Annotated in this window: 18 protein-coding genes, 1 pseudogene and 1 riboswitch; of the genes and pseudogenes, 11 read left to right on the forward strand and 8 right to left on the reverse strand. The window is 60.6% G+C overall.

The window, feature by feature from the left end:
- Nucleotides 1–76 precede the first annotated feature (76 nt).
- From DWX25_RS05245 to DWX25_RS09750, 5 genes and pseudogenes are all read left to right on the forward strand, one after another.
- A complete protein-coding gene (locus DWX25_RS05245) occupies nucleotides 77–1,096 on the forward strand; it encodes an SPFH domain-containing protein (RefSeq protein ID WP_117799208.1) in 1,020 nt (339 codons plus the stop codon).
- 64 nt (nucleotides 1,097–1,160) lie between these two features.
- Nucleotides 1,161–1,352, forward strand: a complete 192-nt coding sequence (locus DWX25_RS05250; protein WP_117734980.1) for an Arc family DNA binding domain-containing protein — start codon at nucleotides 1,161–1,163, stop codon at nucleotides 1,350–1,352.
- A 346-nt stretch (nucleotides 1,353–1,698) separates the two neighbouring features.
- Complete coding sequence (locus tag DWX25_RS05255) at nucleotides 1,699–2,319, forward strand: helix-turn-helix domain-containing protein (RefSeq protein WP_117762863.1); 621 nt, start codon at nucleotides 1,699–1,701, stop codon at nucleotides 2,317–2,319.
- 100 nt (nucleotides 2,320–2,419) lie between these two features.
- Nucleotides 2,420–2,773, forward strand: a complete 354-nt coding sequence (locus DWX25_RS05260) for a hypothetical protein (RefSeq protein WP_117799209.1) — start codon at nucleotides 2,420–2,422, stop codon at nucleotides 2,771–2,773.
- 146 nt (nucleotides 2,774–2,919) lie between these two features.
- Nucleotides 2,920–3,090 (forward strand): annotated as a pseudogene (locus DWX25_RS09750) (helix-turn-helix transcriptional regulator); the annotation flags it as partial.
- Nucleotides 3,091–3,432: 342 nt separating this feature from the next.
- Here the strand turns inward: DWX25_RS09750 and DWX25_RS05270 are convergent.
- Entirely contained in the window at nucleotides 3,433–4,746 is a 1,314-nt protein-coding gene (locus DWX25_RS05270; protein WP_117799210.1) for a serine dehydratase subunit alpha family protein, read from the reverse strand.
- Between the two features lie 267 nt (nucleotides 4,747–5,013).
- Between DWX25_RS05270 and rpiB the strand changes: the two genes are divergently transcribed.
- A complete protein-coding gene (rpiB, locus tag DWX25_RS05275) occupies nucleotides 5,014–5,481 on the forward strand; it encodes a ribose 5-phosphate isomerase B (protein ID WP_055251633.1) in 468 nt (155 codons plus the stop codon).
- 177 nt (nucleotides 5,482–5,658) lie between these two features.
- Here the strand turns inward: rpiB and ndk are convergent, their stop codons facing one another.
- The 3 genes from ndk to DWX25_RS05290 all read right to left on the reverse strand — a co-directional run bounded on the left by ndk (nucleotide 5,659) and on the right by DWX25_RS05290 (nucleotide 9,529).
- Nucleotides 5,659–6,063, reverse strand: a complete 405-nt coding sequence (gene ndk / locus DWX25_RS05280; protein WP_117799211.1) for a nucleoside-diphosphate kinase — start codon at nucleotides 6,061–6,063, stop codon at nucleotides 5,659–5,661.
- A 386-nt stretch (nucleotides 6,064–6,449) separates the two neighbouring features.
- The gene (gene argH, locus DWX25_RS05285) at nucleotides 6,450–7,880 is read right to left on the reverse strand and encodes an argininosuccinate lyase (RefSeq protein WP_117799212.1); all 1,431 of its coding nucleotides are present in this window, start codon (nucleotides 7,878–7,880) and stop codon (nucleotides 6,450–6,452) included.
- 422 nt (nucleotides 7,881–8,302) lie between these two features.
- Complete coding sequence (locus tag DWX25_RS05290) at nucleotides 8,303–9,529, reverse strand: argininosuccinate synthase (RefSeq protein WP_035138001.1); 1,227 nt, start codon at nucleotides 9,527–9,529, stop codon at nucleotides 8,303–8,305.
- Between the two features lie 554 nt (nucleotides 9,530–10,083).
- On the opposite strand from DWX25_RS05290, the gene DWX25_RS05295 reads away from it, so the two are divergent.
- Nucleotides 10,084–10,911, forward strand: a complete 828-nt coding sequence (locus DWX25_RS05295) for a Cof-type HAD-IIB family hydrolase (RefSeq protein ID WP_117776705.1) — start codon at nucleotides 10,084–10,086, stop codon at nucleotides 10,909–10,911.
- A 344-nt stretch (nucleotides 10,912–11,255) separates the two neighbouring features.
- On the opposite strand, the gene polA is transcribed toward DWX25_RS05295, so the two are convergent.
- Entirely contained in the window at nucleotides 11,256–14,006 is a 2,751-nt protein-coding gene (polA, locus tag DWX25_RS05300; protein ID WP_117799213.1) for a DNA polymerase I, read from the reverse strand.
- A 166-nt stretch (nucleotides 14,007–14,172) separates the two neighbouring features.
- Between polA and DWX25_RS05305 the strand changes: the two genes are divergently transcribed.
- Both DWX25_RS05305 and DWX25_RS05310 read left to right on the forward strand, forming a co-directional pair.
- Nucleotides 14,173–15,570 (forward strand): aminopeptidase, encoded by a 1,398-nt coding sequence (locus tag DWX25_RS05305; protein WP_117799214.1) that lies wholly within the window; start codon nucleotides 14,173–14,175, stop codon nucleotides 15,568–15,570.
- 102 nt (nucleotides 15,571–15,672) lie between these two features.
- Nucleotides 15,673–16,482, forward strand: coding sequence for a YaaA family protein (locus DWX25_RS05310; RefSeq protein ID WP_117799215.1), 810 nt, complete (start codon nucleotides 15,673–15,675; stop codon nucleotides 16,480–16,482).
- Between the two features lie 39 nt (nucleotides 16,483–16,521).
- Here the strand turns inward: DWX25_RS05310 and DWX25_RS05315 are convergent, their stop codons facing one another.
- On the reverse strand, nucleotides 16,522–17,043 hold the full coding sequence (locus DWX25_RS05315; protein WP_117799216.1) for a hypothetical protein: 522 nt from the start codon (nucleotides 17,041–17,043) through the stop codon (nucleotides 16,522–16,524).
- Between the two features lie 62 nt (nucleotides 17,044–17,105).
- Nucleotides 17,106–17,222: riboswitch (TPP riboswitch) on the forward strand.
- Here DWX25_RS05315 and thiC point away from each other — a divergent pair.
- Both thiC and thiD read left to right on the forward strand, forming a co-directional pair.
- On the forward strand, nucleotides 17,214–18,548 hold the full coding sequence (gene thiC / locus DWX25_RS05320) for a phosphomethylpyrimidine synthase ThiC (RefSeq protein ID WP_117799217.1): 1,335 nt from the start codon (nucleotides 17,214–17,216) through the stop codon (nucleotides 18,546–18,548). It overlaps the preceding riboswitch by 9 nt.
- 180 nt (nucleotides 18,549–18,728) lie before the next feature.
- Nucleotides 18,729–19,559 (forward strand): bifunctional hydroxymethylpyrimidine kinase/phosphomethylpyrimidine kinase, encoded by an 831-nt coding sequence (gene thiD, locus DWX25_RS05325; protein ID WP_117734968.1) that lies wholly within the window; start codon nucleotides 18,729–18,731, stop codon nucleotides 19,557–19,559.
- A gap of 61 nt (nucleotides 19,560–19,620) precedes the next feature.
- Here thiD and DWX25_RS05330 read toward each other — a convergent pair whose 3' ends face one another.
- Together DWX25_RS05330 and DWX25_RS05335 are read right to left on the reverse strand one after the other, a co-directional pair.
- On the reverse strand, nucleotides 19,621–20,226 hold the full coding sequence (locus DWX25_RS05330) for a pentapeptide repeat-containing protein (protein ID WP_233505133.1): 606 nt from the start codon (nucleotides 20,224–20,226) through the stop codon (nucleotides 19,621–19,623).
- Nucleotides 20,227–20,311: 85 nt separating this feature from the next.
- Nucleotides 20,312–20,971: an SGNH/GDSL hydrolase family protein gene (locus tag DWX25_RS05335; protein ID WP_158550217.1), complete on the reverse strand. Its 660-nt coding sequence runs from the start codon at nucleotides 20,969–20,971 to the stop codon at nucleotides 20,312–20,314.
- Nucleotides 20,972–21,025 lie beyond the last annotated feature (54 nt).

Genomic DNA, 21,025 nt, shown 5'->3' on the forward strand with positions numbered 1-21,025 from the left:
TCCTCCCCATCGCAATCTGGAGCGCGGCGCCGGGGACGTCACGCAAACGCCGGCGCAGTCGTGAAAGGAACTCACAATGAGCGTGGAAAAGCAACTCAAGGCCAAGTCGGGCTACGGCATGCTCGTCGCCGTGGCGGTGGCGCTCATCGCCATCATCGGCCTCTTTATCTGGAGCACCATCGGGCTCGCGAGCACGCCCGACGGCGTCGACGCGCCCGCAGTCTACGGATGGGGGCTCGGCCTCAGCATCCTCGCGTTTTGCCTGTGGTTCATCCCACTCAACGGATTCTTCTCGCTGCAGCCCGGCCAGGCGCGCGTGTGCATCCTGTTCGGCAAGTACGTGGGCACCGTCCGCGACGAGGGCTTCTTCTGGGCCAACCCGTTCTTTAGCAAGAGCATGGGCAGATCGGCCGGGATCGGCGAGATGATCGAGCTCGAGATGAGCGATTCCAAGGCCGCCAAGGCCGCGGCGCAGAAGGCCGCCAAGGGCAACCCCACCACCATCTCCACCCGCGTGCGCACCCTGAACGGTGAGCGCCTGAAGGTCAACGACAAAATGGGCAACCCCATCGAGATCGCAACCGTCGTGGTGTGGCACGTCGCCGATACCGCCAAGGCGCTCTTCGACGTCGACGACTACCAGAGCTATGTCGCCATGCAGGCCGAGACGGCGCTGCGCCACGTGGCGAGCGTGTACGCCTACGACCACCTGGAGGACGAGTCCGATGCCGCCGGCGCCATCACGCTGCGCGCCAATGTGGAAGAGGTCTCCGAAGCCCTGCGCCGCGAGCTCGCGATGCGCCTGGCGCCCGCCGGCGTCGAGGTCGACGATGCACGTCTCACGCACCTCGCCTACTCCCCCGAGATCGCCCAGGCGATGCTGCGCCGCCAGCAGGCCGAGGCCGTCATCGCCGCGCGCAAGAAGATCGTCGAGGGCGCGGTTTCCATGGTCGACATGGCCGTGAAGGAGATGGCCGCCGGCGGCACCATCGAGCTCGACGACGAGCGCAAGGCGCAGATGGCCAGCAACCTCATGGTGGTGCTCTGCGGTGAATCCGAGGCGCACCCGGTGCTCAACGCAGGCTCGCTGTACTAACCCCAACACCAATGAGTAATTTGGGGACGGGTGCAAAATTGCACATTCGACAAGAAGGCACGTCATGGCACGCAAGCAGTATCCACTCCGTATAGACCCCGCTATCTGGGAGGCCGTCCAACGCTGGGCGGACGATGAGATGCGCAGCGCCAACGGTCAGGTGGAATGGATCTTGCGAGACGCCCTCAAACGCGCGGGAAGGCTGCCAAAGAAAGAGCCCTCGTTCAAGGGCACGCCCAAAGGCGAAGAGGGCTAAGCCGGGAAGACAGGGCTCGGCCGCTGCCGACGTCGGGGCAAAGCCGCGCTCTGCCTCGCCAGCGCCGAGGCAGAGCTGAGCCCCGCCGCTCCAAAGTCGAGCCGAGCGGCGGGGCCAACACCAACCCAAAGCAAGCTCGCCCCCTCTATACGCACCAACCGGTCCCCGGAGGCATCCGCCTTTGGGGACCGTTCTTTTCCCAGTTAGATGTCGTATATAAAGCCTTTTGACAGCTCGATTTTGCCCCGTGGGGGTCAAATATAAAGACCTTTGATGGTACGATGCTCGCGTCAATGACATGGTGGCTCTCGACAGGGGTCACCCCGACCCTCTAGGGAGCAAACGCATGGAGCTGGGCTCGCACATCAAGGAGCATCGCACGGAGCTCGGACTGTCCCAAGACGATCTGGCGGAGCGCATCTACGTGTCGCGCCAGACCATCAGCAACTGGGAGTGCGGCCGTACGTATCCGGATGTCCAGAGCCTGCTGCTGCTTTCCAACGTGTTCGGGGTGACCGTGGACTCCCTCATCAAAGGAGATGTGGAAACCATGGCACAGGTAATGAACGAAGCGGTCAAGAAGTACAACGCCCTCTCCACAATCACGGTCGTGAGCGCGGTCGTGTTTTTGGTGCTGAGCGCGTGGGCGGCGTTCCAGTTCGAATGGGGCTGGGGCATGCACATCGCGCCCACCGCGGCGTTTGCCGCCGTGGCGCTCGTCGTGATGCTCGTGGCGTTCGTGTATATGGAACGCATGAAGAAGCAGCACGACCTCGTCACGTACCGCGAGGTGTTGGCGTTTAGCCGCGGCGAGCAGGTCGATCGCGACACGCTCGAGGGGCGCCGTGAGCGCGAGATGAACCCTTGGGTCAAGGGCACGCGCAACGCGGTGCAGATCATCATCGGCGCCATCGCCGGCGGACTGGTGGGCGTCGGCATCGGCATGCTCGCCAAGATGCTGAGTTAAAAGCGCGGGTACGCACCCGTTCCCCGAAATGGTATCCCCCTTTGCCCCCATTCTGAAGATGTATGCCAGAATGGGGGCGATTCCCGTTAGGAGGTGCCCCATGAACGTCACAGTACGCGCGTCCCTCATCGCATTGATCGCAATCGTTGGCGCCTGCTGGGCAATCCCCGTCCTCCTGGTGAGCATCGTCCCATCCGATGCCGGCATGATCGCCATGATGACGCTGATCTACCTCGTGCTCCCCGTAACTGCGATCGCCCTCGGCCTGCTCGCCGCGAACTCCGCGAGGACACTCTTCTGGATACCCGCGGCGCTCGGAATCGGACCCGCGGTCCTGTTTCCCCTCAAGGTCGAGGGCAGCCAGGACCTTGCGTTCCATGGGGTTGCCTATACCGCAATCGGCTACGCCGCCATGGGCCTGTACACTTGGATGACTGCTCGACAACATCGCTAAGCCATCGCAGCAACAATCATGCAGGTAAACCCCGTGCAAAACAGTTTTTGCAGCGCCCGGCAAGCCTTGCCGCATATGATGTACAACAGATTCGATAGCGCACCCGGCGTGTTCGCGGGACGCTCCTTCACGACCGGGAGGTGACGATGGACATCAGCAACCAGATCAAGACGAGGCGCGAGGCGATGGGGCTCTCCCAAGAACAGCTCGCCGAGAAACTCTACGTGTCGCGTCAGACGATCTCGAACTGGGAGCGGGACAAGACGTATCTGGACGTCCAGAGCCTGCTCATGCTGAGCATCCTATTCGACACCTCCATAGACACGCTCGTGAAGGGAGACGTAACCGTTATGGAAGAGGCAGTCGAAAGAGATCGCAAGCGCATGGGAACGCGGATGCTGCGGCTGGCGGTGGCGTTCGCACTGATACTGTCGCCGGCGTTTAACTGGATGGAGGGCACCTGGGGCGCCGGCGTCGCCGCGGCTGCGGCGTTCCTGCCGGCGATAGCGGCGCTTGTTGTCGCAACCGTCCTCGAGCGCATCAAGCGCGAGAACGACCTGGTGACATACCGCGAGATCCTCGCTGTCCGCAATGCAGACAGGTGCTTTACAGCCACAAGCGCGATAGTTTCAACAACAAGATGCAGTGCCCCAGAGCCCCTAGCAGTCGACGATGGTCTTGCCGATCATGATGTTGAGGATCTCGACGTCGGTATCCTTCATGCCAACGCGGCCCACATAGCCCATGCTGGCGATCGTCTCTTCCACCGTATCCTGAATCAGGCCCTCGCCGGCACGGAAGCCGCGGCCCTGCATGGCCATATCGTGGCCCAGAATCGCCGCATCAACGGCAGCGGAAATCTTAGCGGCGCAGCTTGCCTTGGCGCCATCGCACACGATGCCGCCCACGTTACCGAGCGTATTGGAGACCGTCGCGCCGATCTGCTCGCGCGTGCCACCGCACAACCAGGTAATCGCCGCGCCGGCACCGCACGCAGCGCAAATAGCACCGCAAAACGCCGAGAGCGCACCAATATAGCTCTTGATATGCACGGCAATAAGATCAGACAGCATCACGGCGCGCACCAGGCGCTCGTGGTCGCAGCGCAGGTAGTCGGCATATTCCATAACGGGCAACGCACAGGTAATACCCTGGTTGCCCGAGCCGCACACAATGGCGACCGGTAGCGCACAGCCGTTCATACGGGCGTCAGACCCGGCGGCCGCACGCGCACGCGCACGGCAGGCGACATCGTCGGCGCGAGCGCCCAGCAGCGTACGGCCCACCTCGGCGCCCCAAGCGTTCGCCAAGCCCTCGGCGCTAATAGCGCCGTTCAGCTCAATCTGACGCTCAACGGCAGCGCGGGCGCCCTCGATGTCGCCGTCCTCGATAAAGTCAATGATAGACTCAATCGACATGGGCGTATCGGCGGAACGCTCGGCCACGACGCGCTCGGCGCAGGCGGCACACTCCCCCGCCGACTTGCCACACACCGGAATGCCATCGAGTGTATGGCACGTAACATTGGTGTGATGGTCGGTGATCTCGACGACCGCAGTGTGACCTCCGGCCGTGGCAGTCACCTTAATGTAGAGGTTGGGCACACCCTCGACAAGCGACACATCGCAGTAGTCGGCATCGGAGAGCAGCTCGGTCACGCGAGCACGGTCTGCATCGCCAACACTCTCGAGCACCTCGAGCGCGCTCTTGGCGTCACCGCCCACAGCACCCAGCACGGCCGCGGCCTCAATACCGTGCATACCGCCCGAGTTGGGCACGGTCACGCTCTTTACGTTCTTGATGATGTTGCCCGAGCAGGCAACATCCATATGTTCGGGTTCGCAACCGAGCGTCTGGCTCGCCAGCGCCGCCGCATAGGCAACGGCAATGGGCTCGGTGCAGCCGAGCGCACAGACAAGCTCGCGGTTCAAAACATCACAAAACGCGGTATCACGGATGGAATCGGTAGGCATAGGTATCTCCTACATGTATAACGGGTTGCTCTCGCAAGTATCAACTTCTCCATTTGATAACAAGGCACCAAAAACCGCAAGTCGAGTTCCGGCAGACGGCCGCCAGAAGCAAATTGGCGGCATTTTTCGTAATGGGCTGATGTTCGCGTCCGCTAAAGCGTTTGACCAAAAAACGCCCGAGTGTTTAGGCAAAAGACGCGCTATCATGCAGTCGAACGCGGTAAAACCTTTAGCAATTCCGCCGCACGGACCAGAGAGGAACCACTCATGAAGATCGGTATCGGCAACGACCACGCCGCCGTCGAGCTCAAGAACATCATTTCCGAGCACCTGAAGGAGCGCGGCTGCGAGGTCGTGAACTTTGGCACCGACACCTCCGAGAGCTTTGATTACCCCATCGCCGGCTACAAGGTGGGCAAAGCCGTAGCCAACGGCGACGTCGATCTGGGCATCCTGATCTGTGGCACCGGTGTCGGGATTAGCTTGGCCGCCAACAAGGTCGAGGGCGTTCGTGCCGTCGTGTGCTCCGAGCCCTTCAGCGCCAAGCTCTCGCGCATGCACAACAACACCAACGTGCTCGCCTTTGGCGCCCGCGTCGTGGGCTCCGAGCTCGCCAAGATGATCGTCGACGAGTGGCTCGATGCCGAGTTCGAGGGCGGCCGTCACGAGCGTCGCGTCAATCTCCTCAACGAGATCGACCAGACCCGCGGCCTCAAGGTCGTCGACGAAGCTTAAAGACCTACAACGCCATACGCCAACGAAAACCCCCGTCCGGAACGCAAATCCGGGCGGGGGCTCTATATTAGATTTTTGGGGCATGCCTAGAAATCTACTGGGATAAAAAGGGCGCCGCGGATGGAGTTCCGCGGCGCCTAAGCCACACGCTAACAGCTTTAAGGAGTCAAAGCTGGTTTAGCCAAAGAAGCGCTTGATCTCGATCTCGGCGTTCTCCAGGCAGTCGGAGCCGTGAATCACGTTGGCGTTGACATCGACAGCGAAGTCGCCGCGGATGGTGCCGGGGGCAGCATCAAGCGGGTTGGTAGCGCCCATAAGAGTGCGCATCTTGGAGACAGCAGAAAGACCGGAAACGACCATCTTGACGACCGGACCGCTCGTCATAAAGTCGCAGAGACCGCCAAAGAAAGGCTTGTCGGCCAGATGAGCGTAGTGCTCCTCGACGGTAGCGCGCTCGAGCGTGGTCATCTCCATGCGCTCGATGACAAGGCCGCTGCGCTCAATGCGAGCAACGATGTCGCCGATCTTGCGATCGCGCACGGCGTCGGGCTTAATCATGATGAAGGTCTTCTCGATAGCCATAAGGTAGCCTTTCAAGTAGGTTCGCGCGTGCCCAAGTCCCATTCCGGCACTCGCCTGGACTGCATCGTAACAGAGTTTTAGCTGCAGTTAAACAAAAAGATGTTTATTGAATCGCTGCAATTAATTGAAGCGTTCCATATGTGTCACTTCTGTTTCGAAGCCCGACTAGAGTACCATCCGACTGCCCATCAACCGCACCGAACCGAGCGGACGGTCGGTTGCCGCCTGTGAACGTACCCCCCTTCACAACCTGCCCAAAGGTCCTACAGAAGTTCTCGACAAGCCCCTCCCCCATTACAACAAAATACAGACGCCCACATCAGCAGACGCCCGTAAGAAGCAAAAACGATTTATCAATAAATGGCCAATAAGCCTCAAGCAAACCCTTACTTTGCCCCGTGGCCCATCTCGACGACCTTGGTCAGCGACCCAAACACGCCCTCGTCGGCCACGAGCTGTACCTCGGCACGCTCCAGCTGGACGGCAACGGCGGCAGGAGCGGTACCGCCCTCGGTCGTGCGCGCAGCGACAATCGACGGGATATCGAGCGCCTCGGTAATATCGCGCTCAAAGAGCGGACTTGCCTCCTGGAACACCTCGAACGGCAGGTCCTCAAGATTGCAGCCGTGCTTCTCGCACATCAGGACCAGATGGCCCACCACGGCGTGCGCCTCGCGGAACGGCAGACCGCGCTTAGCCAGGTAATCGGCAACGTCGGTAGCCGCAAGGTGACCCACGCCGCACTCGCGCGCCATGGCATCCTCGTTGACAGTCCAGGTCGAAATCATGCCGGCCATAACGGACAGGCACTGCATGAGCGTGTGAGCGGTATCGAGCGCACCCTCCTTGTCCTCCTGCAGGTCCTTGTTATAGGCCAACGGCAAGCCCTTCATGGTCACCAGTAGCTGCACCAGGTTGCCGTAGACGCGGCCGCTCTTGCCGCGGATCAGCTCGGCAAAGTCGGGATTTTTCTTCTGCGGCATGATGGACGAGCCGGTGGAGTAAGAGTCGGAAAGCGTGATAAAGCCAAATTCGGAGCTCGACCACAGCACGATCTCCTCGGAAAGACGCGACAGATGCATGGCCATAACGGAGCCAGCGTAATGCAGATCGAGCAAGAAATCGCGATCGGAAACAGCGTCGAGCGAGTTAGGGATCACACCCGCAAAGCCAAGTTCGGCAGCCGTCATCTGGCGATCGAGCGGATAGCTCGTGCCGGCAAGCGCGGCAGCACCCAGCGGGCAGTCGTCGGCGGCATCAAAGGCGGCCTTCAGGCGCGTAAAGTCGCGCGCGAACATCCAGGAATACGCCAGCAAATGATGCGACAGCAGCACGGGCTGAGCATGCTGCATGTGCGTGTAGCCAGGTAGAATCACTTTGTCGTACTTCTTAGCGGCATCCACCAGCACATGGCGAAGCGAAAGATTGGCCTCCATGAGCTCCTTGGCGAGCGCCTTGACGCCCAGGCGCGTATCGGTCGCAACCTGGTCGTTGCGCGAACGTCCGGTATGCAAGCGCTTGCCCGCCTCGCCGATGCGGCGCGTCAGCTCGCTCTCGATGGACATATGAATGTCCTCGTCGTTGATATCGAAGGTAAAGTTGCCCGCATCGATATCCTGTTCGATTCCGGTCAGGCCCTCGGAGATCGCCTGCTCGTCCTCGGCACTGATGATGCCCTGGGCCGCCAGCATTTTGGCATGCGCCTTAGAGCCAGCGATATCCTGCTTATAGAGATGTTTGTCGACCGGCAGCGACGCGCCAAACTCCTGCGTGACCTCGGCCACGCCCGCCTCAAAACGACCGCCCCAAAGAGCCATGGAACCGTCTCCTTTCATCAAATACCTAAACAAGCGCCCAAAGCAAGGCACCCTGTCGCTAAAGCGATTTATCAACCGCTAGTTTTGCACATCCCCCACCGTGCGCGGGTCCATGCAGCTAATTTGCAAAGAAGTGACGCACCTGGCACTTGGCGCCCTTCGACTCCCGCCAACCGCATTGAACATAATCGATACTCCTCGAATATATAAAGGTGTAAAGCCCTCAAATTGATAGAAAGAGCCCCGCCGGACAACCCCGGCGGGGCTCGGACTCAGCCGCAGACGCGGCTCATATATGCGGGCGGAACGTAGGGGCCACCGATGTTAAGAAGTGTCAGCAAGCATAACGAAAGGTAGGGACCCCGTGCGCCCGTTTTGTATCACGCGGATGGGCCGCGCGGATACCAAGGGAAGGAAAAGCCTTAGGCCTGGGCGGCAGCGGAGCTGGGACCCTGGACCTTAGCCCACGTCTTGAGCGACAGCGTGTCGATCTCGATAAAGCCGGCGCTGGCCTTCTCGTCAAACGTAGTGTCGCGGTCGTAGGTGGCCAGACCGTAGTCGTAGAGGCTAAAGGGGCTCTTGCGGCCGACAACGTGGCAGTTGCCCTTAAAGAACTTCAGACGGACGGTGCCGGTCACGAACTTCTGGGTGTCGGCCATAAAGGCGTCGAGCGCGTTTTTGAGCGGGCTATACCACTGGCCGTTGTACACGGCGGTAGCCCAATCCTGCTCGAGCTTGATCTTGGTCTTGAGCAGATCGCCCTCAACGCAAATGTCCTCGAGCGCCTTATGGGCGGTGATAAGCGTCAGGGCGCCGGGAACCTCGTAGCACTCGCGGCTCTTGAGGCCCACCAGACGGTCCTCGACCAGGTCGAGACGGCCAAAGCCGTTGTCGCCCGAAATCTTGTTGAGGGCGATGACGATCTCGGAGAGCTTCATCTTCTTGCCGTCGACGGCGACGGGCTTGCCGGCCTCAAACTCAATCTCGGTGTAGGTCGGGGTGTCCGGCGTGTCCTCGGGGTTCTTGGTCATAACCCAAGCGTCGTCGAGCGGCTCGTTCCAGGGGTCCTCCAGGTGACCGCACTCAATGGCACGACCCCACAGGTTGTCGTCGATGGAGTAGGGGTTGTCGTTGGCACCCTCGGGAACAGGCACGTTGTGGGCGTGGGCATAGGCGACCTCGTCGGGGCGGCACTTCAGATCCCACTCACGAACCGGAGCGATAACCTTAAGCTCGGGATCGAGGGCCTTGACGGCAGCCTCAAAACGAACCTGGTCGTTACCCTTGCCGGTGCAGCCGTGGGCGACGTAGGTCGCACCAAACTCGTGAGCGACCTCGACGAGCTTCTTGGCGAGCAGCGGACGAGACAGGGCGGAGAGCAGCGGGTACTTGTTCTCATACATGGAGTTGGCGGCGATGGCCTTAGTCAGGAACTCATCGGAGAATTCGTCGCGCAGGTCGAGCACCTGGCAATCGAGAACGCCCAGGTCGAGTGCCTTCTGCTTCTTGGCGTCCAGGCCGGTCTCCTCCTGGCCCACGTTGCCGCAGACGCAAACGACATCGAGATTCTTCTCGTCTTGGAGCCACTTGACACATACGGATGTATCAAGGCCACCAGAATATGCGAGAACGACTTTTTCCTTGCTCATGGCTGTTTCCTTTCGCCCTTGGTAGCTAGTTAGAACATCGGTCAGTTGCAAGTCATTTCAAGGTCAAATACCGTGCAATATCAGGTTAAAAAGCAAAAATCAGCACATACATGCCCTAGAAACATGCAGCAATATCGTGCTAAAACCCAACGACCTCAAAATGACTCTGTTGAGGCAATTCGCCCCATGCGGACAGAGACGATTGTTATCGTCGTCGGGAAATTGCGCGCTGGCGTCGGATGGCATTGTCTGCAGTGGTGATGATCTTTACGAACTGCATCTGCCTCTCCTTTCACATATCGCCGGGCGCAATTCAAATATCGCAAACGGTACCTTTTCCTCGGTAAGCGGTTGTTTTTCCGTCTCCGTTTTCGATGGTCGCTATATTACGCTAAAGTGCCCGCAGTACAAGCGACAAATTCAAATTTCTGAAAAGTTTTTTCATTACTTTGTGAATCGTGATGCAAACAGGCTTCGTTCCTGCGAAAATACGCTCGATTACCAACCGGAGGGTTATTCCGCCCGAAACAATTTAGAAACGGAAAGGCGCTTTTATGCAAACTTACGAATCGGACGCCGCTATCGGCAACATCAAGATCCTTGCCGTCGATATGGACAAGACATTGCTGACCGACGAGCGCGTACTGCCCCAGGGCCTCGATGAGCGCCTGGAAAAGCTCGCCGAGGCTGGCATCGTGTTCTGCCCCGCCAGCGGACGTCCTGCCCCCAAGCTCGAGGAGATGTTCGAGGGCATCAAAAACCGCCTTGCTTTCTGCCCCGATAACGGAGCCTGCGTGATCTACCGCGGCAACTATATCTATAAGAGCACTATCGATGTGGCGCTGTATCAGCAGGTCTTGAGCCGCGCCTCGGAGGATCCGCGCGCTGTCCCCGTCCTGTGCTGCTTCGACGAGTTTTACGTGCTTGCTCGCGACCACCAATACCACGACGAGCTCAGCGTTTACTACAACACGATCAACTACGTCGATACCTTTGAGGGCCTCGACGTCGACTCCAACAAGATCTCGATCTTCTTCCCCGCCTACGATGCCGAGCCCGCATTTCGCGAGGACTATAACCCCGCGTTCTCGGACCAGCTCTACGTCACCAATGCCGGCCGCGAGTGGATCGACTTTATGAACCTGGGCGTCGACAAGGGTTCGGGCGTCGCGCACCTGTGCGAGCAACTCGGCATCGATATCGCCGATGCCGCCGCCGTGGGCGATACCTACAACGACATCCCCATGTTGGAGCGCGTCGGGCATAGCTATATCGTGGACAACGCCGAGGAGCATATGAACGCGCATGCTAAGTGGCGCATTCCGAGCAACAACGACGGGGGCGTACTGACGCTCATCGATGCCATCTTGGCGGCTCGTTAACGTTGCTCGTCGGACCTGGCCGGGCGAGGCGGGTAAGTTTTCGTTCGGTCAGGTCCTGGGCTCGCTCGGAAAGCACATTAAGTGCTTTCCGGCTCGTGCGGAATCTACGAAAAACTTACCCGCCTCGCCCGGCCAGGTCCTAGGTTTACTTACTTGCCGCCGAGATGGCGTCTTGAGTGTCTAGATACTTAGCTGAAATGATTTGAGCAGAGGGGAGCCCCTTGTTGGAAGGAGCTCCCCTCTGTTTTGGTTACTGTGGGACAAATTAATCAGTAGTGTTTGTCCCAAATCTTAAGTATGTGGGGGCTTGCGTCTTGGGCGAGCTTGCCTTACGGAGTGCTTTCCTATTTGGCGTCGGCCCAGGTTATGCCGGTGCTGGCTTCGGCAATGAGGGGTACGCGGAGGTCTACTACGTGCTCCATGACGTCGCGGACCATGGCGGTGAGGCGCTCGACTTCGTCGACGGGGCACTCAAAGTCCAGTTCGTCGTGTACCTGCAGAATCATGTGGGCGGCAAAGCCCTCTTCTTCCAGGCGGCGGCTTACGCGGGTCATCGCGATCTTGATGATGTCGGCCGCGGTTCCCTGCATGGGGTGGTTCATGGCCGTGCGCTCGCCAAAACCGCGGAGCTGCGGATTTTTGGCCTTGAGCTCCGGAATATGGCGACGGCGGCCGTACATGGTCTCGGCGTAGCCCGTCTGCTTGGCACGTGCCACCACGTTGTCGAGGAACGTGCGCACGCCCGGATATGCCTCGTAGTAGCGGTCGATCATGTCGCGTGCCTCGGCCATCGAGATATGCAGCGACTGCGACAGGCCGTAGGCCTGCTGACCGTACACGATGCCAAAGTTCACGGCCTTGGCGCGGCTGCGCAAATCGGGCGTTACCTCGGACACCGGTACGCCAAACACGCGCGCGGCTGTCTCGGCATGGAAGTCCTCGCCCTCGTTAAAGGCACGCACCAGGTGCTCGTCACCCGAGAGATGCGCCAACAGACGCAGCTCGATCTGCGAGTAGTCCACCGCCAAAAAGACGCTTCCCTCGCCTGCCGAAAACGCCGTCTTGACGGTACGGCCCAGCTCCGAGCGCGTCGGGATGTTCTGCAAGTTCGGGTCACTCGAGGAAAGACGACCCGTCGCCGTGATGGTTTGGTTGTACGTAGTGTGCACGCGACCGTCACCGCGACGCAGCGGGCCCAGTGTGTCCAGATAGGTGGACTTGATCTTGGACTTCTCACGCCAGTCCAAGATCAGACGCACGATTTCGTGGTCACGGGCAAGGTCGCTCAGTACCTTGGCGTTGGTCGAATAATAGCCGCGCTTGGTCTTTTTAAGGCCCTTGGTCGGAAGGCCCATCACGTCAAACAGCACGTGCGAGAGCTGCATGGGACTGCCGATGTTAAAGGTCTCGTCACCGGCCAGGTCGCGAATGCTCCGCTCGACCTCGGCAATCTGGGTCTCCAAGCCCTCGGACAGACTATGCAGACGATCGGGGTCCACGAGCATGCCCGCGCGCTCCATCTTGGCAAGCACCGGCACGAGCGGCATCTCGATGCCATCGAACACGTTGGCGGCGTTCTCGCGGGCCATGCGGTCGCGCAGCGGCGCCACGAGCGCCAGCGTCAGGGCCGCAGTGCGGGCGGCAGGCGCAGGAGCGTCCTCGCCAGCACCCTCCGCACCGCGCGCCGCAGGCAGCGCCATCTGCAGATAGGTATCGGCCAGATACGCCTCATCAAACTCGGAGCGGTCGGAATCCAGCAGGTAGGCGGCGACCACGGTATCGAAGATGCGCGTGGAGTCAACGGCCAGCGGATCCATGAGCTCGGACTCAGAAGAATCGATGGGCGAAAGCTCATGCAGCAGCGCCTTCATATCCGGGCTCGCCACACGGCCTTCCATAAACAGGCGCGCGAGCACACCGGCGATCACGCCATGGGCAACGTTAAAGCCATCGACCTCGGCAGGCGTAGCGCCGTCGTCCTCCTCGAGCGCAAACAGCCCCTTGGACGTCGCCAGCCACAGTGTACGCGTTAGGCCAAAAAGCGCGCCCTCCTCCTTGTCATCGTCCACCACAGCGGCAATCCACTCGCCCGCATCAATCGCGCGAGCGACCTCGGCGGCGGCAGCAGCAAGCGCCTCGGCATCGCCGGCGGCGGCACGCAAAACAGCAGGTATCTCGAACGTGCTGGCAGCGGCCGCAGCCCCGCCCTCGCCGCCAATCAGCGCCAAAAAACGGTTCTGCATGGCCGTAATGCCGAGCGTGCCCAGCGCAGCGGACACCTCGTCGGCAGAAAACGCCGGGAAGGACGTCGCATCAAAGTCGAGCTCGACAGGCGCGTCGGTACGAATGGTTGCGACCTTGCGGCTCAGCAGCGCGTCGTCGATATGCGCGCGCAGGTTCTCGCCCATCTTGCCCTTGACCTCGTCGGCATGTGCGATGACCTCGTCCAAACTGCCGTACTGCGCGATGAGCGCGCTCGCCTTTTTGGGGCCGATGCCCGGCACGCCGGGAATGTTGTCGGAAGTATCGCCCTTCAGGCCGTAAAAATCGGGCACGAGCGCCGGTGTAATGCCGTGATACAGGTCGTCCACGCTCTCGGGCGTCATAATCGCCACGTCGGACAGGCCTTTGCGGGTCGAGACCACGTTGACGTGCTCGGTCACGAGCTGATACATGTCGCGGTCGCCGGTCACCAGCAGCATGTCGCAGCCGGCTTCCTCGCCCAGGCGCGCCATGGTGCCCAGGATATCGTCGCCTTCCCAGCCCTCGGACTGCAAAATCGGCACGTTGAGCGCAGCGAGCAGCTCCTTAATCATGGGGAACTGCGCGTGCAGGTCGGGGTCCATGGGCGGGCGCTGCGCCTTATACTGCGGCAGCATCTCCATGCGCACGCGCGGCTTGCCCTTATCAAACGCCACGACCACACCGTCGGGGTTAAAGGCGTCGATCATCTTGAGAAACATGTTTAAAAAGCCAAAGATGGCGTTGGTGGGGCGACCGTCCGGCGCGTTCATGGTGGGCGGCACGGCGTGGAAGGCGCGGTGCATGAGCGAGTTGCCGTCGATAACGGCAAAGGTGCGGTGCTTGTCAGACATATTGAATACCTCGCTTTGGGCTGGGCACGATTTGCTCCCACCAGTTTACACGCTCCCCGCCTCGCGGCCACCGCACATCAAGCTCCCCCACCACCGCGCGCCCGCGCGTGATACGATGGCTCGCGGTACATTAACCAGCACGATCGATCCGAAAGGAGCCTGCGTCATGGAGCGTCCCTGCGCATGGAAAAAGTACACGCCACAGCAAATCGAGGAGCTCGAGGAGCTTTGCCGCGGCTATAAGAAGTTTTTGAGTGAGAACAAGACCGAGCGCCTGTGTGTCAAGGCCGGCATCAAGATGGCCGAGGAGGCGGGCTACGTCGACCTGGAGACCGCGATCGCCGAGGGCCGCGAGCTCAAGGCAGGCGACAAGGTGTACGCCGCCAACCACGGCAAGGACCTTATGCTCGTCAACCTTGGCACCGCCCCGCTCGAGCAGGGCTTTAACATCCTGGGCGCCCACGTGGACTCGCCGCGCCTGGACCTCAAGCAGAATCCCGCCTTCGAGGCCGGCGACATGGCCTACCTCGACACGCACTACTACGGCGGCGTCAAGAGCTACCACTGGGTGGCCTCCCCGCTCGCGCTTGTGGGCGTCATCTGCAAAAAGGACGGCACCACCGTCGACATCAACATCGGTGACAAGGCCGACGACCCGGTCTTTACCATCTCCGACCTGCTGATCCACCTCTCGAGCGAGCAGATGGCCAAGCCCGCCAAGGACGCCGTCGACGCCGAGATCCTCGACGTGATCGTGGGCGGCCGCCCCGTCAAGTTTGACGAGGACGACAAGGACGCCCCCAAGGAGCCCGTCAAGCAGATGTTCCTGGATATCCTCAAGGAGCAGTACGACGTCGAGGAGGAGGACTTCCTCTCCGCCGAGATCGAGGTCGTGCCCGCCGGCCCCGCCCGCGACATGGGTCTCGATCGCTCCATGATTTTGGGCTATGGCCACGATGACCGCGTCTGCGCCTACCCCTCCATGCTCGCTCAGATCAACGTGGCAGACGTCGAGCGCACGAGCATCACGCTCATCGTCGACAAGGAGGAGATCGGCTCCGTGGGCGCCACCGGCATGACGAGCCGCTTCTTCGAGAACACCGTCGCCGAGATCATGACGCTCGCCGGCGAGAGCAGCCCGCTGGCCCTGCGCCGCGCACTCGCCCGCAGCCGCATGCTCTCCTCTGACGTGTCCGCCGGCTTTGACCCGGGCTATGCCGGTAAGTTCGAGACTAAGAATGCAGCTTTTATGGGTCGCGGCCTGTGCTTTAACAAGTACACGGGCAGCCGCGGCAAGGGCGGCTCCAACGATGCCGACGCCGAGTATGTGGCCCTCATCCGCGACATCATGGACGAGGCCGGCGTGGACTTCCAGACCTGCGAGCTCGGCCGCGTCAACGCGGGCGGCGGCGGCACCATCGCCTACATCATGGCCGAGTATGGCATGAACGTCATCGACTCCGGCGTTGCCGTCCTGTCCATGCACGCCCTGTGGGAGGTCGCCAACAAGGCCGATATCTACGAGGCCTATCGCGGCTACAAGGCCTTCATCGAGCGCGCCTAACCAGCCCTTCATCAGTTGCGGTGAAATACGGACTAAACTGGCCCATAAACGGCCCAAACAGACCGTATTCCACCGCAACTTCCTTTTGGCAGAGGAGAGTCCATGCTGCAGGTCATCATTTCGCCCGCCAAGCAGATGCGCGCGGCCCAAGATGCTTTTGAAGTCCTGGGCATTCCACCTTTTGCGCACGAGACGGCTCGCCTCCACCGCGCACTGCTAGATATCGAACGAAATGAAGGCAGCGGCGGCCTGCAAGCGCTATGGAACGTGAGTGACAAACTGCTGGGGCCTTGCCTCAACACCCTGCATGAGTTCGGGCCCATCCTGAAAAACGGCAATCTCGACAATCCCGAACTCGCCCGTCACCTCTCCCCTGCCGTCATGTCCTATCACGGCATTCAATACCAGAGCATGGCGCCCGAGGTGATGGATTCCGCGCAGCTCGCATGGCTACAAGACCATCTATGGATCCTCTCCGGCCTCTACGGGTGCGTTCGTCCCTTTCATGCCGTCGAACCGTATCGGCTGGAGATGGGCGCGAAGCTCGCCGTTGACGATGCCCGAGACCTCTACGCGTTTTGGAGCGACAAGCTCGCGCGGGCTATCGCCCCGGCGGACTCAAACACCACGATCGTCAACCTCGCCAGCGTAGAGTATGCCAAAGCCGTTCTGCCCCACCTCGCGGGCGACGCCACGGCCGTCACATGCCTCTTTGGCGAGGGTATCCGCAACGGGAAGCCCATCCAACGGTCGACCGCCAGCAAAAAGGCGCGCGGCTCCATGGTGCGGTGGATGGCAGAAAACAAGCTCGAGGATGTAAGCGGGCTCACCGCGTTCGACGTTGGTTATCGTCACTTTCCCGAACTTTCAAATAAAAACACTTTGGTCTTCCTGAACGAACAGGCCTTGTAGGACCACCGCTACTTTGAATGTGCTACCTAGGCACGGCGTCTATTCCGCCAAGCCGTCGGCTTTGGCAATTTCATTTGTCGAGCCGTCCTGATAGGTAATCTTGACGTGCTCCACCTCGGACACTTTGACGCCCGACGGGGGCTCCAGGCGCCATTCCGTCAGCGCGATATCCATCGTCGTGGGCACATCCCCTTGATCTTTGAGCTCGACCAACAGCGTCTTAAGCGCCGCATCGAAGGTCACGCGCTCGATCTCTTCACCAGGAATGGAACCACCGCTCAGCTGCAGCTGGACAAATCCATCGTACGGATACCAATAGTCGCCCGGAACGGCGAGCGTATTGGCATTACCGCCAGCACTCCTCACCGTCATAATCGGTAGGCTATCATCAGCCTCGAACTCCCATGCAGCGCCGCCGCGACCACCAAACGTCCAGATACAAAAGGCAATCACCAGCACGGCAAGCACCGCAAAACCAATCGCGACAAGGCCATGGTGCGCACGGCTTTCCTCGGCCGATACATCCCATTGCGTCTCTCGATATAGATGCTTGTCTTCCATGTTCGCCTCCCCGCAAGCACGCTCGTTGGCCCAATCGTACCCATTCAGGCTATACTTGAGCCCATGACATAACGGGGAGCTTGCAGGACAAGACGGCAGGCTGAGATTGGGCGCGCCCGCCCTGACCCGCAAACCTGATATGGGTAATGCCAACGAAGGGAGCCGTGCCAATGAGCACACAGACCGAGCCCAAGCTCGTCACGCAAATCGACTTCGCCCGCGCCGGGCAAATCACGCCGCAGATGAAAGAAGTCGCCGAGCGCGAGCATCGCGACCCCGAGTACATCCGCGAGCGCGTGGCCGACGGCCGCATCGCCATCCCCGCCAACATCGTGCATATCAAAAAAGGCTTGCGCGCCTTTGGCGTCGGTGAGGGCCTGTCCACCAAGGTCAACGTCAACCTGGGCATCTCGGGCGATAAGGCCGATGCCGCCGAGGAGTGGAAGAAGGTCAAGATCGCCGAGGACTTTGGCGCCGACGCCATCATGGACCTCTCCAACTCGGGCAAGACGCGCCAGTTCCGCCAGCAGCTCATCGACGAGACACCGCTCATGGTGGGCACCGTCCCCATGTACGATGCCATCGGCTACATGGAAAAGCCGCTGGTCAAGCTGACCAAGGACGATCTGCTCGAGGTCGTGCGCGCGCATGCCGAGGACGGCGTGGACTTTATGACCATCCACTGCGGCATCAACAAGTCGGTCATCAAGACCTTTAAGGAGACTGGCCGCCTCATGAACATCGTCAGCCGCGGCGGCTCGCTGCTGTTTGGTTGGATGGAGGTCACCGGTAACGAGAACCCCTTCTACGAGTTCTACGACGAGGTGCTCGAGATCTGCCACGAGTACGACGTGACGATTTCGCTCGGCGACTCCTGCCGCCCGGGCTGTCTCTACGACTCCAACGACGCAACCGAGACCGCCGAGATGATCGAGCTGGGCAAGCTGTGCAAGCGCGCCTGGGCCGCCGGCGTCCAGGTCATGGTCGAGGGTCCGGGTCACATGGCGCTCGACGAGATCGCCGCCAACATGAAGCTGCAGAAGCGCCTGTGCCACAACGCCCCGTTCTATGTGCTGGGGCCGCTGGTGACCGATATCGGCGTGGGCTACGACCACATCACCGCCGCCATTGGTGGCGCCATCTCCGCGAGCTCGGGTGCCGACTTTTTGTGCTACGTGACGCCGGCCGAGCACCTGTGCCTGCCCAACGCTCAGGATGTGCTCGATGGCCTCATGGCCACCAAGATTGCCGCACACGCCGCCGACATCGCCAAGAAGGTACCGCACGCCCGTGACATGGACGACAGGATGGGTCAGGCACGCCGCAAGCTCGACTGGGACGCCATGTGGAAGTGCGCCCTCGACCCGGTCACCGGCAAGAAGCGCTACGAGGAATCCCCCGCCGCCACCGAGGGCACCTGCACCATGTGCGGCAAGATGTGCGCCGTTCGCACTGTCAACAAGGTGTTCGAAGGCACGACGATCGACCTCGGCATGGAGGACTAACTCGTCGCCACGATTGCTTTTGGAAGCACCGCGACGTCGACCGTTGTTGACGTGTGAACATTTTCTTGCATTTGCGTAAAGATTGCACCGCCCGCCCGGGTTCGACATAGAGTCGGCCCGGGCATCTTTATAATGCTAGCTTAAAGACCCATTTGATTCCGACCGAACAAGGGAGCGAACATGGATCGCAGCAAGGTACCTGCCGTCCTGTCCATCGCAGGATCCGATTCCAGCGGTGGCGCCGGCATTCAGGCCGACATCAAGACCATTACGGCGCACCGTCTGTATGCCGAGACGGCCATAACCGCCATCACGGCACAAAACACCCTGGGCATCACCGCCGTGCAGAATATCTCGCCAGATATCGTCGCCGCGCAGATCGACGCCGTCTTTGACGACATCCGCCCGAGCGCCGTCAAGATCGGCATGGTTTCTTCTGTCGAGATTATCGAAGTCATCGCCGACCGCTTGAGCGCCTGGAACGCAACGAACGTGGTCGTGGACCCCGTCATGGTAGCCACCTCGGGCGCTCGACTCATTGCCGAGGACGCGGCCGAGGCGCTCACGCGTCGCCTGTTCCCGTTGGCGACCGTCATCACACCCAATATCCCCGAGGCCATGGCACTGCTCGACTACGAGGTCGATTCCGAGCGCACGCAGCAAAATGCCGCCATGCTCCTCACCCGCCGCTTTGGATGCGCGTCTTTGGTTAAAGGCGGACATCTTGTCAACGAGGCCAACGACGTGCTGGCGGAGCCCGCGCCGCTCGATGACGAGGGCAACCACCTGGGCGATCCGCTCACCACATGGTTCCGTCACAAGCGCATCGAGACCGGCAACACGCATGGCACCGGCTGCACGCTCTCGTCCGCTATCGCCTGCGCGCTGGCCCAGGGCATGGATCTTGCCGACGCCGTCAACGCCGGCAAGGCCTACCTAACGGGCGCCCTCGCCGCCGGCTTTGACATGGGCAAAGGTTCCGGCCCCGTCAACCACATGTGGAATTACTAGCCCTGCAGCAAAACCACCACAAAGGGGACAGGCACCTTTGTGGTGGTTTTTCTTTTAACACTTAATCGTCTGCGAGTTGGATGCCGAGCAAGCCCGAAAGTGCGAGCGCTTGTTCGGCATTGACTGTCAGGCCACGCAACTCACGGTAGTCACCCGAAACAACGGGAGCCTCAAACGTGCAGCGCGATACATCAACACCACATAGCGGTGTCTTGAACACATCAACTCGCGTCAGGTCGCAGCTATCCAGGCGCAGCTGCCCCAACTTGGCCCCCTGGAGCGCCGCCTCGGTCAGGCGCACATCGCACGCCGTGATGGGGCCAATGCGTCCCTCCGAAAGGTTCGCGTAGCTCAGGTCGCATGATGCAAACGAAACGTTCGACAGGCGCGCCTTGACCAAGTTGAGCCCCGGCGCCGAGCAATCAACAAAGTCGCATCGGTTGAGCCAGCAGCCTTCCATATTGCAGCGGATAAAGCGACAACCGCGAAATACGACGTCACGAAACGTCGAACCACTCCAGTCGACGCCATCGAATACGCAGGAGCGGAACACGATGCCGTCAAAGGTCGCACCGTTCGCCACGTCATAGGCGAGCTCCAGCTCCTCAAAAGCGGTATTTGAGACAAGCTCATCCCCCTCGGCAAACAGGTCAATGAGCTCATCCATGCCCATGTGGCAGCCAAGCCGCTCGTTTACCCGGGCAAAACCACCACAAAAGTGCCTGTCCCCTTTGTGGTGGTTTGGGGCTGCGCTACTCACCGAGCATCTCTTGGAGCTTGGCTGCCACGGCATGTCCCAAGCTCTCGTGGCTTTCGGGCATCATATGCAGATAGTCGATATCGCCCGGCTCGGCAAAGTCGGCGGCATTCAAAAAGTCGCAGCCAAGCTGCTCGGCTACGTGCGCGTAGTACTCGGCAAAATGCTCCGAGGCCTCGACGGAATGCTCGTCAAAATCGGTCATATACACATCGGCGATTTGCGGCTTGATCTTGATGGGAGCCATCAGCAGAATGCGCGGACAAGGCGCAGCGTCGGTCCACGAAAACGCGCGGACGGCGCGAATCAGCGCCATGGCGCCACGGGCTATATCGGAAGCCGTCACGTTAAAGACCGTCTTGCAGTCGTTGGTGCCCAGCATGATCACAATGGCGTCCAGCGGCTTATGGGCCTCGAGCAGCATCGGAAGCGCGCGAATGCCGTTGAGGTTAGTGTCCAGGTGGCACATATCGTCGCGCACCGTCGTGCGGCCGTTGAGCCCCTCCTCGATCACATGCCAGCCCTCGCCCAGGTCACGCTGCGCCACGCCGCACCAGCGCACATCCTGCGCATAGCGCACCGCGGTGCCGTCGCGCATACCAGCCGGATCGTAACCATAGGTGTTGCTGTCGCCAAAGCATAGAACGTTTTTCATCGTAAGCTCCCCACTCAATAAAAAGCCGACGGGAGCAGCCCCCGTCGGCTCGGC

This window comes from Collinsella sp. AF18-8LB (assembly GCF_003459795.1).
Classification (GTDB): Bacteria; Actinomycetota; Coriobacteriia; order Coriobacteriales; family Coriobacteriaceae; genus Collinsella.

What these genes read in the sequence shown, in the direction of transcription:
- DWX25_RS05245 (WP_117799208.1), top strand. Translation starts at nt 77, where the DNA reads ATGAGCGTGGAAAAGCAACTCAAGGCCAAGTCGGGCTACGGCATGCTC.
- DWX25_RS05250 (WP_117734980.1), top strand. Translation starts at nt 1,161, where the DNA reads ATGGCACGCAAGCAGTATCCACTCCGTATAGACCCCGCTATCTGGGAG.
- DWX25_RS05255 (WP_117762863.1), top strand. Translation starts at nt 1,699, where the DNA reads ATGGAGCTGGGCTCGCACATCAAGGAGCATCGCACGGAGCTCGGACTG.
- DWX25_RS05260 (WP_117799209.1), top strand. Translation starts at nt 2,420, where the DNA reads ATGAACGTCACAGTACGCGCGTCCCTCATCGCATTGATCGCAATCGTT.
- DWX25_RS05270 (WP_117799210.1), bottom strand. Translation starts at nt 4,746, where the DNA reads ATGCCTACCGATTCCATCCGTGATACCGCGTTTTGTGATGTTTTGAAC.
- rpiB (WP_055251633.1), top strand. Translation starts at nt 5,014, where the DNA reads ATGAAGATCGGTATCGGCAACGACCACGCCGCCGTCGAGCTCAAGAAC.
- ndk (WP_117799211.1), bottom strand. Translation starts at nt 6,063, where the DNA reads ATGGCTATCGAGAAGACCTTCATCATGATTAAGCCCGACGCCGTGCGC.
- argH (WP_117799212.1), bottom strand. Translation starts at nt 7,880, where the DNA reads ATGGCTCTTTGGGGCGGTCGTTTTGAGGCGGGCGTGGCCGAGGTCACG.
- DWX25_RS05290 (WP_035138001.1), bottom strand. Translation starts at nt 9,529, where the DNA reads ATGAGCAAGGAAAAAGTCGTTCTCGCATATTCTGGTGGCCTTGATACA.
- DWX25_RS05295 (WP_117776705.1), top strand. Translation starts at nt 10,084, where the DNA reads ATGCAAACTTACGAATCGGACGCCGCTATCGGCAACATCAAGATCCTT.
- polA (WP_117799213.1), bottom strand. Translation starts at nt 14,006, where the DNA reads ATGTCTGACAAGCACCGCACCTTTGCCGTTATCGACGGCAACTCGCTC.
- DWX25_RS05305 (WP_117799214.1), top strand. Translation starts at nt 14,173, where the DNA reads ATGGAGCGTCCCTGCGCATGGAAAAAGTACACGCCACAGCAAATCGAG.
- DWX25_RS05310 (WP_117799215.1), top strand. Translation starts at nt 15,673, where the DNA reads ATGCTGCAGGTCATCATTTCGCCCGCCAAGCAGATGCGCGCGGCCCAA.
- DWX25_RS05315 (WP_117799216.1), bottom strand. Translation starts at nt 17,043, where the DNA reads ATGGAAGACAAGCATCTATATCGAGAGACGCAATGGGATGTATCGGCC.
- thiC (WP_117799217.1), top strand. Translation starts at nt 17,214, where the DNA reads ATGAGCACACAGACCGAGCCCAAGCTCGTCACGCAAATCGACTTCGCC.
- thiD (WP_117734968.1), top strand. Translation starts at nt 18,729, where the DNA reads ATGGATCGCAGCAAGGTACCTGCCGTCCTGTCCATCGCAGGATCCGAT.
- DWX25_RS05330 (WP_233505133.1), bottom strand. Translation starts at nt 20,226, where the DNA reads ATGGATGAGCTCATTGACCTGTTTGCCGAGGGGGATGAGCTTGTCTCA.
- DWX25_RS05335 (WP_158550217.1), bottom strand. Translation starts at nt 20,971, where the DNA reads ATGAAAAACGTTCTATGCTTTGGCGACAGCAACACCTATGGTTACGAT.